The organism is Faecalibacterium hattorii (assembly GCF_003287455.1).
Lineage (GTDB): Bacteria > Bacillota > Clostridia > Oscillospirales > Ruminococcaceae > Faecalibacterium > Faecalibacterium hattorii.
In genome coordinates, this window is sequence record NZ_PRLC01000006.1 from 53,626 (window position 1) to 70,033 (window position 16,408).

Below are 16,408 nucleotides of genomic sequence, written 5' to 3' on the forward strand. Positions count from 1 at the left end.
TACACAGCCAATGCCAATTAGCGCTTGAAATCGAAACGCTGCGCAAGTATACTATACTAGTTATATTGTACAAGCGTGATCACAAATCAGTATGCCAGTTGACCATAAAAGACATACCAGAATGGAAGCGTGCGGCGGGGTCAAAACCCTACGAGGATGAAGAAGAAAATGAAATTCGATAGAAGACTTACAGATGAAATCTACACTTCCGATACGGTAAGGCTGGGAAAAGATGCATTTCAGGCCATGCAGGAGACGATCTATCATAATGGCGGTGTCGGAACCATTGCCGGGTACTATGATGCCGAATTGTCGATCCTGTCGGTCAGTGATCTGTTGCTGCATAATCTGAACCACAGCTATGCATCCCTGATGGAGCAGACAAAGGGTTCGCTGAAGAATCTTTTCTACAAGAAAGATGGCACATTCCTTGACAATGCACGCTTTCGTCAGCTCCAAGGCGAAGGAGAAGGCCGGATCCTTACAGCAGATGGCTCTCCCGTCTATGTGCGTCTCTACAAAAAAGATGCAGTCGATACGGATGGAACACCGATCTGGATCATGTCAGTACAGATGAACTGGGCGTATGAGAACCTTGCGCTGGTTAACGAATCCATCCATTCTGCGCTGTGGTATTTTGAGTGTAATGAAAACGGTGAGATCGTTCATGTGAACTGGAGCCATGCGTTCCGGCAGATCCTTGGATATCATGACATTCTGGATTTTCCGAACAAACTGGATTCGTGGTCGAACCTTCTGCACCCGGAGGACTATGACCGGGTAATGCAGCTGCTTTTGGAAACGATTGCGGACAAAACCAATACTACAAAATATAATGTTGAGTACCGGCTGAAAATGCAGGATGGCCAATACCAGTGGTTCCGGGCATCGGCGGAGGTGATACGCCGTCTGGATGGCTCGGCCAATCGAATAGCCGGAATCATCAGCAACATTGACGCGGAAAAAAGAAGCCGGATGCAGGCGCAGCGGGCAGCGGCATTTCACCGTGCATTTACCAGCGCAAACCTCTGCGAATACTTTGTAAATCTGGAAAAGAACACCTTTGATACCTTCAAAGTGGAGCCCTCTTTGATGACGGCCTTTGAGCAGAACCACACATGGGATGGATTGGTCAGATTCTTGGTGGACAACTATGTGGTGGAAGAGGACAAAAAGTCTGTAACGGATTTCTATAATCGCGCCTACATCACAGAAAAATTAAAGGGGCTGGAGACGGAGCTGCGTCAGGATTGCCGCATCGTTCTGAATGGGGAGGAACGATGGGTCAGCAACGTGGTCATGCGCGGTGAGATCGAAGATTCTGAATATGCGATGATTTTTCTGCGGGACATCACAGAGTCCAAAATAGAGATGGCACGGCGGATGCAGATGGCCTCAGATAACGCATCGATGGATCTTTTGATCAAGAGTGTGGTGCGTCTGCTGGACCGCTTTGTGGTCTGCGATCTGGAGAATGACCGGTATCGGTTCTATAATCTGCAAGGTGAAATGATATACGCGCCGACGGGAACCTACCATGATTTTGTGGAGCAGGTGGTTGCAAAGTATAAGACACTGGAACCGCTGGACGCATTGACTGCTTTGATTTCACCGGAAAATATCCGAAAGAATCTGCAGGGCGAGAACGACATCTACAAATTTGAGTACTGCTCCATGGATGAGAACACCTATAAGATCGCTTCCTTCATTCCGCTGGAGTGGGAGGGCACAAAGCTGGTCAAAGCACTGTTGGCATCTATGGATGTGTCACAGGAGAAAAAGGCCGAGATCGAATCCCATAAGGCACTGAAGGATGCGTACCGGGCGGCGGAAAACGCAAGCCGCGCCAAGACAGAATTTCTCTCCAATATGTCCCATGATATCCGTACACCGATGAATGCAATCGTTGGCTTGACCGCCATTGCGGGTGCGAATATCGAGAGTCAGGACAGGGTGGTCGAGTGCCTTGGCAAGATCACAAAGTCCAGTCGTCATCTGTTGGGACTGATCAATGAAGTGCTGGATATGGCCCGGATCGAGAGCGGGCGAATAAGCCTTGCCGAGGAGGATTTCAGTCTGCCGGAGCTGGTGGATAACCTGATCACCCTCACAAAACCGGCAATCGACGAGCACCACCATCAGCTCGAAGTCCATGTTGAGCACATCGAGCACGAAGCTGTCTGCGGCGACAGTCTGCGCATCCAGCAGGTCTTTGTGAACCTGATGAGCAACGCCGTCAAGTATACCCCGGATGGCGGAAACATCACCTTCACGATCAAGGAAAAACCGAACGGCTTCTCGGAGCTTGGCTGCTACGAGTTTTCCATCGAGGACAACGGCATCGGTATGACGCCGGAATTCCAGAAGATCATGTTCGAGCCGTTCAGCCGGGCAGACGATCACCGGACGACCAAGGTGCAGGGCACCGGCCTTGGCATGGCCATTGCAAGAAACATCGTCAACCTGATGAATGGTGACATTCAGGTCGAAAGCGCTCCCAACAAGGGAACGAAGATCACGGTCACGGTCTATCTGAAGCTTCAGGAGAACGAGAGGGAACAGGAAAAAGAACTGCTCGATCTGCCGGTACTGGTCGTGGACGACGACAAGACCTGCTGCGAAAGCACCGTTGCGACCCTTCAGGAGATCGGCATAGCGGGCGAATGGGTCCTGACCGGTAAGGAAGCTGTGGAGCGCTGCTATGCGCGTCATGAGACCAACAGTGACTATTTTGCGGTGATTCTGGACTGGAAGATGCCGAAAATGGACGGTATTGCAACCGCCAGAAAAATCCGGGAACGGGTAGGAGAAGATGTCATGATCATCATCCTGACTTCCTTTGATTTCAGCGAGATCGAAGAAGAAGCCAGAGCGGCGGGCGTGAATGCGTTTATGGCAAAGCCGCTGTTCCGTTCCCGTCTGACGGCAACTCTGCGGCAGTTTACATCCGGGAAGAAGGAGGAAAACGCCCGGAACTATCTGGAAGACTTTGCGAAGGAAAACTATGCGGGCAAGCGGATCCTTCTTGTGGAAGATAACGAGCTGAACCGTGAGATCGCAACCGAGATCATAGGCATGACGGGCGTGACCATCGACAGCGCCGAAAACGGAAAAATTGCAGTCGAAAAGGTGATGGAAGCGCCAGAAAAGTGGTACGATCTCATTTTGATGGACATCCAGATGCCCATCATGAATGGTTACGAAGCCACTGCTGCGATCCGTGCCCTTGCCGGCAGCCGGGGCAAAGTGCCCATCATTGCCATGACGGCAAATGCCTTTGCCGAGGACGTGCAGCTGGCAAAGAACACCGGTATGAACGAGCATATCGCCAAACCGCTTGATTTGAATAAGCTGAACGATGTGCTGAAACGGTGGCTGTGATCTGTGCAGTGCAGGAAGGCGCGTGGTATCTATCGCAAGTCAAGAAATGAGCGCAACATTCAAACAGCATAGTTGCGATATGCAATTCAACGTTGTTGCTGTTGCATTAAAAAGTTGAATTGCTATCATTGCCCATCAAAAATACGTTGGTACGTTTTACACTGTGACGATTCAAAAAACAAAGGAGAGGTGTTTTACTATGATCTACAAAAAGCAATACGGTCAACCGTTTGATACCGAAAGTGTAGTGGGTTCTTTTCTGCCCATGATGGAAACGATACCCTATCTGACCAAGGAGCCGGATGGTTTCTCCTATGCCATGGAACCGCAGGATGTCCTGTATGGTCTTGGCGAAAACGTCCGTGGTATCAACAAGCGCGGGTGGGTGTACGAAAGCAAATGCTCCGATGACGGCAACCATACCGAGGGCAAATCCTCGCTGTACGGTGCTTATAATTTTATGATCGTGTCCGGCAAGGATACATTTGGCTTTTTTATCGACTACCCGGGCAAGGTCACCTTTGACTGCGGCTACACCGACATGGATACCTTACGCATCACGGTACCCGAGGAAAATTACGATCTCTACATCATTGAGGGCGAGAGCCTGACCGATATTGTGCACCAGTTCCGCCAGTTGGTTGGGCGCAGTTATATTCCGCCCAAATGGGCTTTTGGCAACGCCCAGAGCCGCTGGAGCTACATGAACGAGGACGAGGTCCGCGAGGTGGTGGCAAATTACCGTGCCAATCATATGCCGCTGGACGCTGTGGTTCTGGATATTGATTACATGGAGCGTTACAAGGACTTTACGGTGGATGCGCAGCGCTTCCCGGATTTTGCGGACTTTGCCGCCGAGATGAAAGCGCAGGGCATCCATCTTGTCCCCATCATCGATGCAGGAGTCAAGGTCGAAGAGGGATATGATGTGTACGAGGAAGGCGTGAAAAACGGCTACTTCTGCACGAATCAGGATGGCACTCCCTTTGTAGCCGGTGTGTGGCCGGGACGGGTACACTTCCCCGATATGCTCAACCCGGAAGCCCGTGCTTGGTTTGGCAGTCAATATAAAGTTCTGCTGGATCAGGGGATCGAGGGCTTCTGGAATGATATGAACGAGCCAGCAATCTTCTACGCAGAGGAAAGACTGAAAAAGGTCTTTGCTAAAATTGGGGAATACGACAAGCAAAACCTAGATATTTCCAGCTTTGGTGCTTTTACCAGCATGGTGGCAGAGCTTTCCAACAACGAAAACGATTATAAGCTGTTCTACCACAACACCAAGCAGGGGCGTATGCGGCACGACAAGGTACATAATCTTTTTGGTTATAACATGACCCGTGCGGCGGGCGAGGCTTTTGAGCGGCTGGAGCCGGACAAGCGCATTTTGATGTACTCCCGTTCTGCCTGCATCGGGATGCACCGGTATGGCGGCATCTGGACTGGCGACAACCATTCTTGGTGGAGCCACATTCTGCTTGCGCTGCACATGATGCCCTCCCTGAATATGTGCGGCTTCCTGTACGAAGGCCCCGACATTGGCGGCTTTGGCAGCAATACCACGGAGGATCTGGTGCTGCGCTGGTACGGCATGGGCATCTTCTCTCCGCTGCTGCGGAACCACTCTGCCAAGGACACCCGCCGACAGGAACCCTACCGCTTTAAGAACAAGGCTGCCTTTGCTGGTATTTTACAGCTGCGCTACCTGCTGCTGCCCTACATTTACAGCGAGTACATGAAGGCTGCTCTGCACGACAGCATGTACTGTATGCCGTTGGCGTTCGCCTTCCCGGAGGACGACTTTGCCCGCCGGGTGGAGGATGAGGTGATGATCGGTGAAAGCCTGTTGATCGCCCCGGTATATGAGCAAAATGCCCGTGGTCGGTATGTTTATCTGCCGGAGGAGATGCTGCAGGTGAGGGTAAAGTGCAGCGAAAGCAACCGCATGGAAACCAGCGTGCTGCCAGCAGGTCATCATTACATTCCGGTGGAGCTGGATGAAGTGGTGTTCTATGTGCGCAAGGGATGCCTTGTACCCCTTGCCAAGGACGGCAAAAAGATCCAGAGCGTTGCCGATGTGGATTTTGCAGATCTGCGTCTGCTTGCCTATGCTCCCGATGGTGCATCCTACGAATACTATACCGATGACGGCGAGACAAGGGATTATGATAAGCCGGAACATTTTGTGCACATCACGCTGGATGCGGATGGAAACGCAAAGAGCGATCGTGCTACGGTCAAAGTAGAAGGATAATCGTCAGTCATTACGCAGTTCCTACAGAGTGACAGCGTTTCAGCTTGAAATGCTGTCACTCTTTTTTGTTGTCTATATCACAGACAAAATGGCCGTTTCATCTTGAAAACAGCGTAAAGATTTATTATAATGAGATAAATGGTTGTGAAACAAGCAAAAGAGGAGTGAATTATGGCAGCGCAGCGCACCTATCTGGCAATCGACCTGAAAAGTTTCTATGCCTCGGTGGAGTGCGTAGACCGTCATCTGGACCCCCTGACCACCAATCTGGTGGTGGCAGACGCCTCCCGCACCGAAAAGACCATCTGCCTTGCGGTGTCGCCCTCCCTGAAAGCCTACAAGATCCCCGGCAGAGCGCGGCTGTTTGAAGCCGTTCAGCGGGTGAAAGAGGTCAACGCTCAGCGGCTGCAAACTGCCATCCAGAAGAAAAAGGCAGTCCGGGGAGAGGATGGAAAATACCACTTTGCCAGCACCTCTTTCGATGCCAACGCCCTGAACGCAGACCCTGCACTGGGGTTGAGTTACATTGTTGCGCCGCCCCGGATGCAGCGGTATCTGGATGTGTCCACCCAGATCTACAAAACCTACCTCAAATATGTGTCCCCGGCAGATATTTACCCCTACTCCATCGACGAGGTTTTCATTGATGTGACGGGCTATCTGCCCTATTATCACATGAGCGCCCATGAGCTTGCCATGACCATGGTGCGGGAGGTGCTGACCAACACCGGCATCACCGCAACGGCGGGCATCGGCTCCAACCTCTACCTTGCAAAGCTGGCCATGGACATCGTAGCAAAGCACATCCCGGCGGACAAGGACGGCGTGCGTATTGCAGAGCTGGACGAGCAGTCCTATCGGTATCTGCTGTGGAACCATCGCCCGCTGACGGATTTCTGGATGACCGGTCCCGGCACAGTGAAAAAGCTGGAAGCCCACGGCATCTATACCATGGGGGACTTGGCACGGTTTTCTATCCACGGAGAAGATCGTCTGTATGAGATTTTTGGCGTGGATGCGGAAATTCTCATCGACCACGCATGGGGCTATGAGCCCTGTGGTATGGCTGAGATCAAAAGCTACAAGCCCAGCACCAACAGCATCAGCGAGGGGCAGGTGCTGACCTGCCCTTACCCCAACGACAAAGCCAAGCTCATCGTCCGGGAGATGGCAGAGATTCTGATGTTCCGGCTCACCGAAAAGAAGCTGGTGACGGAATCCATCACCTTGGAGATAGGCTACGACCGGGAGAACGTGGACAAGGGCGGCTACCGTGGCCTGACCCAGACCGACCGCTACGGCAGAACCATCCCCAAGGCAGCCCACGGCACCGTCCGGTTCGATGCTCCCACCAATCTGGGCAGCACCCTCATCAACGAAAGCGCAAAGCTGTTTGAGCGCATCACTAACCCGGCGCTGACGGTGCGGCGCATTACCATCAACGCCAACAAGGTCACGCCGGACGAGGGCATCTATCAGGTGGATCTTTTCACGGACACCAAGAAGCTGGAAAAGGAGAAAAAACTCCAGCAAGCCATGCTGGGCATCAAGAACAAGTACGGCAAAAACGCCGTGCTGAAAGCCAGCAGCTACGAGGAAGGTGCCACCATGCGCCAGCGCAACGCACAAATCGGCGGGCACAGCGCAGGAGGTTCGGCGGGAGGTTCAGATGGAAAACTACAAAAATAGCAAGATCGGACAAGAGACCGCCCAAAAGTACGGGGACATCCTAGAGATGGAACGCCCCCAGACCGAAGAATCGCTCCACAAGCACCCCCGCATGACCCTTCAGAACCGGGCAAAAATCTTCTCGCCCTTCTCTCCGCTGCGGGGCTATGACGAGCAGCTTGCCGCAGAAAAGCAACGCACCGAGCGGGTGACCAAGCGCATTCTGACCGAGGAAGAAATGTCGGCTCTGTCCGATCGGCTGATGCAGGTCACCAAGGGCATGACCATTACAGTGCGGTATTTCAAAGAGGATACCGCCCACCCGGAGATTCCCGCAGTGGGCAACTACATCACGCTGACCGGAAAAGCAGACCGCATCGACCCGGTGTTCCGTACCTTGCAGGTGGGAGACACCGTGGTGCCCTTTGAAGATCTGGTGGAGGTCAGAGGGGAAGGCATCATGGACATTGATGTGTATCTGGGCATCGGGAAAGAATAAGATGATAAAAAATGCTGAAAGAGATGTTTATGGGACACCTCTTTCGATAAAATGACCTCAGAAGAAGCAAAACACACTTCGGATGGAGGAAAATACCATGGCAAACGGTGATTACGGCTATTTCGGCAAAGGTGACACGGGCTATGCCCAGTACATGACGGCCTTCAACCGCAACTTCGGCGGCTCGTCCGGCGGCGGTGGCGGCGGCGGAAACCACAACAATGGCGGCGGTGGCGGGGGAGACGGCAACGGTTGCGGCTGCCTTATCGCCATTGCGGTGGTGGTCGTGCTGGTGCTCATTGCCATGGGAAGCTGAGGGCATCCCCACAGTACAGGGCTGTCTTGCGTGACCCGGTCACAGAAAATCTAACTAGGAAATGTTATCATATAGCCACAGGAAACACCAACAACATTCCGATGGAGGATTTTAATATGCCTACTGCAACCTGCATGGTCTGTGGATGACGAAGCTGTAAGAAATAAACGGGCTCCTGCCAGTGGTTAAACGGTTGCAGGAGTCTGTTTTGGCGTGCAGCCAATGGTTCTGGCGCAGACGTATCAGACAAAAATGAAAATGGAGTAAACATTGAAATACAGAGAAATCGTGGACGGCATTTTTCTTGACCGTCCCAACCGTTTTATTGCCCATGTAGACGTGAACGGCACGGTGGAAACCGTCCATGTCAAAAACACCGGGCGGTGCAGGGAACTGCTGCTGCCCGGTGCGGCGGTGCGTCTAGAAGTGTCAGACAACCCGAAACGCAAGACAAAATACGACCTTGTGGCGGTCCGCAAGCAGGAACTTGGCTGGGTCAATATGGACAGTCAGGCACCCAACAAGGTGGTAGGAGAATGGCTCTCAAAGCAGGAGTTTGACCTTGTCAGGCCGGAGTTTGCATACGGAAAATCCCGCATTGACTTCTACATGGAAAAGGGCGAACAGAAATACCTGCTGGAGGTCAAAGGCTGCACATTGGAAGTGGGCGGCGTCGGCTATTTCCCGGATGCACCCACCGAACGGGGCGTGAAGCACTTGCACGAGCTAGCGCAAGCGCAGCGGGCAGGATATCGGTGCGCAGTGGCCTTTGTAATTCAGATGGAAGGCGTCGCCGAGGTAAGGCCGAATGTTGATATTCAGCCGGAGTTTGGCACAGCGCTGGCTGAAGCGAAAGCCGCTGGCGTGAGGGTGCTGTTCCTGCTTTGCCATGTCGGGCGGGACAGTCTGGAGATCGTGGAGCAGCGGGAAGGGTAAAATGGGATGGAATGAAAGAACATCCTGTTTCTTATCGCAAGTCAAGAAATTAGCGCAACATTCAAACAGCATATTTGCGAGATGCAATTCAACGTTGTTGCTGTTGCATTAAAAAGTTGAATTGCTATTGTAAAAATCAGGGGGTAAGTTACAAAAGGCCGCTGTGTCGCAGAGCGCTTCTCCGGCACAGCGGCCTTTTCGTTTTTGGCTGCGGCTTACCGCATCCGTCCATCGCCGCCCATCAAGGCGGTCATTTCTTCAAGATAATCCAGCGGGAACGGCGGAGCGCACAGGGGCTTTATGGCAATGCTCATGAGCTTCATGGGATTGTCGTCTGCCGCCACCCGGTTGGAGCTGAGCTTTCCGCAGCGTTTGCAGCGGTGGATGATGGCCCACTCGCCGCCTTTTTGAAATCATTGTTCATCATGCGTTCTGGAAAAGTTATATTTTTCGCACATTTTCTATTGACATGCTCTGTGCAATGTGATATATTTATCACACAAGATGTGCGAAATTTCTCACCTCATTTCATTGTATGGTATATCTTCATTCGCAAGAAAGGAACTTTCCTATGAAAAAAGTCACGTTGAAAGAGCTGGTCGCCGACAAGATCATCTTTGCCGTTCTGGTCGCGCTCTACTACTGGATGTGGGCACGGAACGACTGGAAGGATTTTTATCCCACTATCCAGACCGTTGTGGGTGGCTTCACGTTCTGGTATTTTGTATTCCGCGCTATCCGGGTGCGGAAATATAAGCAGGAAGCTGCCGACGAAATGGCCGAGGCCAATCTCCACCGATGCGACAGCATCTGTCTGAAGGTCTGCAAGGCCGCCCTGATTGGGATTGGCTTTGCCTGTGCCATCGGTCGGCTCGTGCTCACCACCGAGGTCATCGGTTACTGCCTGATGGGGACGCTGATCCTGATTGAAGTCGTGCGCACGGTTGCATTCTGGCTGATGGACGAGAAAGGACTCTGAGCATGGCACTGGTCACGAAACTGAAAGAATACCGGGAGCGGGACAATTTCAAGCAGGCGGAGCTGGCCGAGCTGGTCGGGGTACGCCGGGAAACCATTGTCAACCTTGAAAAAGGCAAGTACAACCCCTCCCTGAAACTGGCGATGGACATTGCAAAGGTCTTTCACACCACGGTGGAAGAATTGTTTGCGTATACAGAGGATTAAAAAGACGCAGTGCAGATTATGGCAGGGCCGTAACCGGCACTGCGTCTTTGCGTGTGGCTGGCTTTCAAATAACGATATTGAGCGCAGGGTGTGACACCGCCGGTGCTGCACAGACCCAAGCTGTATTGTAAAAACGGAGGATCTTACCGGAAGAGCAGCAAAACACCCGCCTACGTATTGTGTGCAAAGCACAGTACATGGGCGGGTGCGGTTTTGTTGTGGTTTGTTTGCACTGTCAGAACAGGTCGAAACAGATTTTTTGTGGAGTTCCGTCCAGCAGATACCGGATAGAGAGACGGTCGTTTTCCGCTTCTGCTCGCACCTGCGTGGCGTGCTCAAAGAGGGTGCGCAGACGGCGGTACTCTGCCCGTTGCGCATCCGTGTAGTGGGACGGCATATCCGAGGTAAGGAACACATTGCCCAGCAGGGCGTTGACTGTGGCAAGAGTGCGTTTTTGCTCTGCCGTCAGCTTGCAGTTTTCCTCCCGGAGGAAGAACACATCCGGGTCGCTGCCATAGGCACGGCCATTGAGCTGCCGCCGGAATACCGTGTTGTTCAGCGCCTGCTTTGTGGACACCCGCTCCCGATGGAACAGGCGCATATACCACACATCGTCCCAGTCCAAGCTCACGTCACAACTGACACGGCAGTAATCCACCAGCCCGAAGGCCGGCATCACCGGTACGCCGCAGCCGAGAATCTGCTTTTGCCCGCACCAACTGCGCAGCAGCTCCATGGCACGGTACATCCGGGCTGCCCGGCTCTCATGGGCGTTGCCAAAGGGGGCAGCGCCGTACAGAAAATCCAGCTTGACAAGGTCGAAGCCCCAGTCGTTCAGCACCCGGTCGAACACCCGGCGCAGATAGTCCAGCACGGCCGGGTTGTCGATATCCAGCGCATAAAAGCTGCTCCAGTTGCTGCCGCAGCACCACGGTTTGCCGTCCACTTTCAGCAGCCAGTCCGGGTGCTGCCGGAAAAGGGCGGAGTCCTTTTCGCACACAAAGGGTGCAAGCCATAGCCCGGCCTGAAATCCGGCGGCATGAATTTCCTCCACCATGCCTTTCAGCCCGTGGGGGAATTTCTGTGCATCTGTTTCCAGCCAGTCGCCCACCTTCGGCTCCCAGCCATCGTCGATCTGGAACAGGTCTCCCAGACAAAGCAGACTGCGGCATCCGGTCAGGTCCTCCCGGATGGTATCCTCGGTGATGTCCTGATAGCGGTTGTACCAACTGGAATAGCCTGCCAGCTTCTTTTCCGTCCGAGGGCGTATGCCCATAGCCTGAAACCAGCCGTCGAACACCTCCGTCTCGCCGCCCTCGGCAAAAAACAGGTCAAGGAGTGGGAAACTGCCGCCGGGATGCTCCACCCCGGTGCAGTCACGCTCCAGCGTCAGCAGGGCTTTGCCGCTGTCGTAGCGGAGGATGGTGTAGCCCGACTTCTCGTCCAGCGATGCCACCAGCCGGAACTGTGTGCCCTTGCGGAAATAGCAGTAGGAAAAGCCGTGGCTCTGCCCCTTTTGATGCCCATAAGGCGCAAAATGATAATCGCCGTAGCGGTCAAAGGCGTATTTTTTGCGCAGAAAGCCGGGGATGTGGTCGGTGCCGCGCAGCTTGCCGTTCCGGTCCAGCTCCGGGCTGTAGGTCCATGTCTGGTAGCCGTTCATGAACAGACGCTCGTCTGCTTCCATCGTCCACGGCATCTCGGCACGCACCGCCTTCAGCGTCCCGGCGGGCAGGTCTGCCGTCAGATGCAGCGCACCGCCATTCTCCGTGACCGTGCAGTTGCCTGTCTGTACGCCGCCGGAAGTTTCCGCGTACCAGTGCAGTGTTTCAGTCATGGTGCGCTTCCTCCCCGTGGAGTTGTGCGCTGATCTCGGCAGCGCGGGCATCGGTCAGAACAAACTTGCGGCGGAACAGCACCAGCGCACCAGCCAGTACCAGCATGGGCAGAACGGTCATCATCAGGCGCAGACCCAGCAGGGTTCCGGCGCTTTGTACTGCCACCGGGCCGGTCTCCTCCGTGTTGCCCACAAGACCGATGAGGTCCAGCCCGATGCCGGTCAGGAATACCGCCACACCGGAAGCAGCCTTGACCACAAAGGTCTGCATGGAAAAGATAACGCTCTCCTCCCGGCGTCCGGTCTTGAGCTGGCCGTAATCCACGCTGTTGGAAAGGAACAGGGTGGTCAGCACGCTCAGCATCCCGTTGCAGGCGAACACCACCACGCCCGGAATGCACAGCAGGGCAAGGCTGTGGGAAAGGCCGGTCAGGCAGAACACCAGCAGCATGCCGTAGCCGCACAGCGCCAGCAAAAGGCTCAGGTAAAATACCTGCGTACTGCTGAACTTTTTGCGCAGCAAGGGGTAAAGCACCATCATGCCAAGGATCTGCGCCGCACCGCCCACGGTGGAAAACAGGGTGTAGGTGGCTTTCCAGCCTGCACCGCCAAGGTCGTATTTGAAGAAATAGATGATGAAGTTGGAGGTAAGGTACAGCGCCGAGTTGATCAGCACGATGCTGCCTACCACGACCATAGCCTGATCGTTGCGGAACAGGGCGGAGAACATCTCCTTTACGGTGGCGGTCTTCATCTCACTGGGGGTGGTTTCTTTCATGGAAATGCAGCACACCAGCTCTGTCACTGCAAAAATTACCGCTACGATCAGCGCCACCCAGCGGAAGCCGGCGCGCTCGCTGTTGCCGCCAAGGGCTCCCACCAGCAGCATGGTGAACATGGCGATAAGAGCCGAACCAACGCCTGCACAGGTACGCCCCACCATGGAAAGGTTCTCCCGGTCTTTTGGGGTGCGGGTCACGGCCGGGATCATGGACCAGTAGGGAATATCCATCATGGTATAGGTGACGCCCCACAGGATGTACATCACGCTGAAATAGACCATCAACGCCGCTTCGTCCAGCACCGGGGCGGCAAACAGGGCGTAGAGCACCAGCGCATTGAGCAGCGTGCCGGAAAAGATCCACGGACGGAAACGTCCCCAGCGGGTGCGGGTCTTTGCCACCAGAACCCCCATAAAGGGGTCGTTGAAGGCATCAAAGAACCGGGCAGCCATGAGCACGACGCCCACAAAGCTGGCCGAAAGCCCCAGCACATCCTGATAATAATACATGACGTAAGAAGCCGACAGGGCATATACCATATCCTTGCCCACGGCACCAATACCAAATGCGGTTTTCTGTTTCAGGGTCAGTTCCATACAGCATCCTCCTTTTCGATGGTGAACCGCAGCACAACGGGCTGGGTCTGCGGTGCAGAAACGGTCAGCAGGGCTTCTCCGGCAGTGCCCACGGTGCGCAGATAGGTTCCGGTCATGCCGCCTTCTGCCACGGCGGTCTGCGGGCCCACAAGGGCGGCGCTGCCATCCACCGTAAACTGCACCGGGAACTGTGCGTAGGGGGCAGGGGTGCCATTCTCGTCCAGAATGCGCACCCGGACAGCCGCCATATCGTAAGTATCTTTTTCCCGAAGAGTCGTCCGGCTGACTTTGACTTCCAAGTGCAGCTTTGCACTGGGGCAAAGGGACACGCTGCGCACCACGTTGCCGTCCTGCACGGCATCGAACCGCCATCGGGTAGCTTCGCCGCCCCAGTTGCCCACATATTTGCCGTAAAGCGCCACGCCATCTTCAAAGCTCATTTTGTAGTGCAGCATACACCAGCCGAATTTGACCTTGTAGGCCAGCGGCAGTCCCGCCAAGCCGTATTTTCCGGCGGCCAGCAGACAGTCCCGCACAGCGGCTGCCTTGGAGGGGGAGAAGTGCTCCTGCGTCTCCAGCAGCTCGCCAATGGGATCGTCCACCACAAAGGGCGGGTGGGGCAGCGCCGTCCACTGGCTTTGGCGCAGGGCGGTGACGAACACATCGTTTTTGTAAAGCCTTACCTGCTGGGCATTGCTGAAAACATAGGCCGTGCCCAGCTGCCCGGCGGGGTTATCGCCGATGTCCATGGAGGAGCTGACCGCCAGCACCGGGTCGGTATCGCCCTGACTGGCATAGACCGCTGCCGCCAATTTGGGGTTGCGGAAGCTGTCCAGCACCCCGTGGTAGCAGATGCGGTCCCCGGAGCCAAAGTCCTTGTGGGTCTGGTAGTCGAACATACACCAGCCGAAGCACCCGGCGTGCTCTCCGCTGGCATAGGCGGCGTTCTGCACCCGGACATGCCGTAAGGCGTGCTCCTGCCGGTGCGGGCCGTCGTCAAAGGCCTTGGTGGGGTACATGTGGCCGTTGCACTCCGAGATGAGCAGCGCCTTGCCCATATCCGGGGTCACGTCCTTTTTGGGCTTTGCGCCGGGCGTTACGCCGTTGTGGGAAAAATCGTTATAGGCATAGACATCCTCCAGCAGATGGCTCTTTTCCAGATACCGCACACCGGAGGTGGCGCGGCTGGGGTCCAGCTGATGGGCAATCTCGTTGGTGCGGGTGTAAAAGGCATCGTCGTCCACGCTCTCGTTGATGCGCACGCCCCACAGGATGATACTGGGATGGCTGCGGTTTTGCAGGAGCATCTCCCGCAGCATTTCACAGGCGGCGTCCTTCCAGTTGTCGTCCCCGATGTGCTGCCAGCCCGGCAGTTCGGTGAACACCAGCAGACCCCGCCGGTCGCACTCGTCCAGAAAATATGGACTTTGGGGGTAGTGGCTGGTGCGCACGGCGGTGCAGTGCAGCTCCTCCTGCAAAATGCGGGCATCCTCCCGCTGCAGGCTTTCCGGTGCGGCGTAGCCGATGTAAGGGTAGCTCTGGTGTCGGTTCAGACCCCGCAAAAAGGTCTTTTTTCCGTTGAGGTAAAAGCCATCCGCCCGGAACTCTGCGGTGCGGAAGCCAAACGTCACCTGTTTGCGGTCGATGGGTTGTCCGGCGGCGTTCAAAAGCTCTGCCACGGCATGATGCAAAACCGGGTGCTCGGTATCCCACGGCTGTGCGTCCGGGACGGAAAGCTGCATCTTCCCGGTTTCTGCCGCCTGTGCGGTCTGCTGGGCCAGCAGGGTGCCGTCTGCGGTCTCCAGCCGGATGCGGACCGCCACGGCTGCGGGTGTAAGCTCTGCCGTCCACTGCACCACGGCATCATGCAGGGTGGGCGTGTAGACGAACAGATCCGTCAGGCGGCTTTCTGCCGTAGCTTCCAGCCAGACCTCCCGGTACAGCCCGCCGTAGGTCAGGTAGTCGATGACAAAGCCAAAGGGTGGAATGGCCGGGTCTTCACGGGTATCCAATTGCACGGTCAGCAGGTTTTCACCCTCCCGGTCCACAAGGTCTGTGATCTCCACCGCAAAGCCGGTATAGCCGCCCCGGTGCTGCCCGGCAACCCTGCCGTTGACCCGCACCACCGCCTGATGGGCGGCTCCGTCAAAGCGGACAAACAGCCGGGGCGCAGCCTGTACCGGCGGCACCCGGAACCGTTTGCGGTAGCCGCAGACCATCTCGTAATCGGCAGGGGAGGCATAGTGCAGCGGCACCTCCCGGCAGGTATGGGGCAAGCGGACGGCTTGTTGTTTTGGCACCGGCAGCCCCTTGCCAAAGGCTTCCGTCCAGTGTCGTGTAAACTCCCAATCCTCGCAAAAACTGTGTTTCATCGCGGCAGCACTCCTTCCAGTAAGATCGAGATCATTTCCTCCAGTACAGCCACATACTGCACCCCGCTTTCTGCCAGACTGCGGTCTGCCAGAAAGCTCTCAATGGACGCGGTGATCATCTGCCGCAGCACCGGCAGGGACACCGGACGCATGACCCCCTCTGCCACAGCCTGTTCCAGCAGCGCCATGGTGGGTTCCCACCCGTTTTCCAAGTGACTGCGCACCCGCGCCGCCACCACCGGGTATTTCTCGTCCAGCTCCTTCATCTGCCGCAGGTCCAGCGCGGCGTATTCTGTCGGCATGGCAATGATGACTGCCCGCAGCTTCTCCTGCAAAGTACCGCTGCCCGCCAGAATTTTCTGCTTGCAGTGGTGGATCTCCGCAAAGGCATGGTCTACCATGTCCAGCAGAAGCGCCTCCTTGGAGGGGTAAACGGTGTAGATGGTCTTTTTGCTGATGTGCAGCGGCTCTGCCACCTGTTGCATGGTGAAATGCAGCCCCTGTTGACGGAATAACTGCATCGCCTGTGTGCGCACCAGCGCATCGAGCTTTTCCTGCATGAGCGTCCTCCTTATGGAAACT

12 protein-coding genes and 1 pseudogene are annotated in these 16,408 nt (G+C 55.3%); 8 read left to right on the top strand and 5 right to left on the bottom strand.

The window, feature by feature from the left end:
* Window positions 1–168: 168 nt before the first annotated feature.
* From C4N23_RS05550 to sfsA, 6 genes are all read left to right on the top strand, one after another.
* A complete protein-coding gene (locus C4N23_RS05550; RefSeq protein ID WP_112144666.1) occupies window positions 169–3,381 on the top strand; it encodes a hybrid sensor histidine kinase/response regulator in 3,213 nt (1,070 codons plus the stop codon).
* A 199-nt stretch (window positions 3,382–3,580) separates the two neighbouring features.
* Entirely contained in the window at window positions 3,581–5,635 is a 2,055-nt protein-coding gene (locus C4N23_RS05555; protein WP_112144668.1) for a TIM-barrel domain-containing protein, read from the top strand.
* A 171-nt stretch (window positions 5,636–5,806) separates the two neighbouring features.
* Window positions 5,807–7,324: a Y-family DNA polymerase gene (locus tag C4N23_RS05565; protein WP_112144670.1), complete on the top strand. Its 1,518-nt coding sequence runs from the start codon at window positions 5,807–5,809 to the stop codon at window positions 7,322–7,324.
* Window positions 7,305–7,802, top strand: coding sequence for a YolD-like family protein (locus C4N23_RS05570; protein ID WP_112144672.1), 498 nt, complete (start codon window positions 7,305–7,307; stop codon window positions 7,800–7,802). Before C4N23_RS05565 ends, C4N23_RS05570 begins: the two co-directional genes overlap by 20 nt.
* A 97-nt stretch (window positions 7,803–7,899) precedes the next feature.
* On the top strand, window positions 7,900–8,118 hold the full coding sequence (locus tag C4N23_RS05575; RefSeq protein WP_112144777.1) for an HFLK protein: 219 nt from the start codon (window positions 7,900–7,902) through the stop codon (window positions 8,116–8,118).
* A gap of 270 nt (window positions 8,119–8,388) precedes the next feature.
* A complete protein-coding gene (gene sfsA, locus C4N23_RS05580; RefSeq protein WP_112144675.1) occupies window positions 8,389–9,054 on the top strand; it encodes a DNA/RNA nuclease SfsA in 666 nt (221 codons plus the stop codon).
* 323 nt (window positions 9,055–9,377) lie between these two features.
* Here the strand turns inward: sfsA and C4N23_RS14395 are convergent.
* Window positions 9,378–9,449 (bottom strand): annotated as a pseudogene (locus C4N23_RS14395) (RNHCP domain-containing protein); the annotation flags it as partial.
* A 176-nt stretch (window positions 9,450–9,625) separates the two neighbouring features.
* Here C4N23_RS14395 and C4N23_RS05590 point away from each other — a divergent pair.
* Together C4N23_RS05590 and C4N23_RS05595 are read left to right on the top strand one after the other, a co-directional pair.
* The gene (locus C4N23_RS05590) at window positions 9,626–10,033 is read left to right on the top strand and encodes a hypothetical protein (RefSeq protein ID WP_097793419.1); all 408 of its coding nucleotides are present in this window, start codon (window positions 9,626–9,628) and stop codon (window positions 10,031–10,033) included.
* A 2-nt stretch (window positions 10,034–10,035) separates the two neighbouring features.
* On the top strand, window positions 10,036–10,239 hold the full coding sequence (locus tag C4N23_RS05595) for a helix-turn-helix transcriptional regulator (protein WP_097793418.1): 204 nt from the start codon (window positions 10,036–10,038) through the stop codon (window positions 10,237–10,239).
* Window positions 10,240–10,474: 235 nt separating this feature from the next.
* Here C4N23_RS05595 and C4N23_RS05600 read toward each other — a convergent pair whose 3' ends face one another.
* The 4 genes from C4N23_RS05600 to C4N23_RS05615 are packed head-to-tail and all read right to left on the bottom strand — an operon-like array spanning window position 10,475 to window position 16,386.
* Window positions 10,475–12,076 carry a glycoside hydrolase family 36 protein gene (locus C4N23_RS05600; RefSeq protein ID WP_112144679.1) on the bottom strand — a complete coding sequence of 534 codons (1,602 nt, stop codon included), beginning with the start codon at window positions 12,074–12,076 and terminating at the stop codon, window positions 10,475–10,477.
* Window positions 12,069–13,454, bottom strand: coding sequence for a glycoside-pentoside-hexuronide (GPH):cation symporter (locus C4N23_RS05605; protein ID WP_112144681.1), 1,386 nt, complete (start codon window positions 13,452–13,454; stop codon window positions 12,069–12,071). Before C4N23_RS05605 ends, C4N23_RS05600 begins: the two co-directional genes overlap by 8 nt.
* Entirely contained in the window at window positions 13,445–15,826 is a 2,382-nt protein-coding gene (locus C4N23_RS05610) for a glycoside hydrolase family 2 protein (RefSeq protein ID WP_112144683.1), read from the bottom strand. Before C4N23_RS05610 ends, C4N23_RS05605 begins: the two co-directional genes overlap by 10 nt.
* Entirely contained in the window at window positions 15,823–16,386 is a 564-nt protein-coding gene (locus C4N23_RS05615; RefSeq protein WP_112144685.1) for a TetR/AcrR family transcriptional regulator, read from the bottom strand. The genes C4N23_RS05610 and C4N23_RS05615 overlap by 4 nt, the downstream gene beginning before the upstream one ends.
* Window positions 16,387–16,408 lie beyond the last annotated feature (22 nt).

What these genes read in the sequence shown, in the direction of transcription:
- C4N23_RS05600 (WP_112144679.1), bottom strand. Translation starts at nt 12,076, where the DNA reads ATGACTGAAACACTGCACTGGTACGCGGAAACTTCCGGCGGCGTACAG.
- C4N23_RS05610 (WP_112144683.1), bottom strand. Translation starts at nt 15,826, where the DNA reads ATGAAACACAGTTTTTGCGAGGATTGGGAGTTTACACGACACTGGACG.
- C4N23_RS05570 (WP_112144672.1), top strand. Translation starts at nt 7,305, where the DNA reads ATGGAAAACTACAAAAATAGCAAGATCGGACAAGAGACCGCCCAAAAG.
- C4N23_RS05615 (WP_112144685.1), bottom strand. Translation starts at nt 16,386, where the DNA reads ATGCAGGAAAAGCTCGATGCGCTGGTGCGCACACAGGCGATGCAGTTA.
- C4N23_RS05590 (WP_097793419.1), top strand. Translation starts at nt 9,626, where the DNA reads ATGAAAAAAGTCACGTTGAAAGAGCTGGTCGCCGACAAGATCATCTTT.
- C4N23_RS05550 (WP_112144666.1), top strand. Translation starts at nt 169, where the DNA reads ATGAAATTCGATAGAAGACTTACAGATGAAATCTACACTTCCGATACG.
- C4N23_RS05575 (WP_112144777.1), top strand. Translation starts at nt 7,900, where the DNA reads ATGGCAAACGGTGATTACGGCTATTTCGGCAAAGGTGACACGGGCTAT.
- C4N23_RS05565 (WP_112144670.1), top strand. Translation starts at nt 5,807, where the DNA reads ATGGCAGCGCAGCGCACCTATCTGGCAATCGACCTGAAAAGTTTCTAT.
- C4N23_RS05555 (WP_112144668.1), top strand. Translation starts at nt 3,581, where the DNA reads ATGATCTACAAAAAGCAATACGGTCAACCGTTTGATACCGAAAGTGTA.
- C4N23_RS05595 (WP_097793418.1), top strand. Translation starts at nt 10,036, where the DNA reads ATGGCACTGGTCACGAAACTGAAAGAATACCGGGAGCGGGACAATTTC.
- C4N23_RS05605 (WP_112144681.1), bottom strand. Translation starts at nt 13,454, where the DNA reads ATGGAACTGACCCTGAAACAGAAAACCGCATTTGGTATTGGTGCCGTG.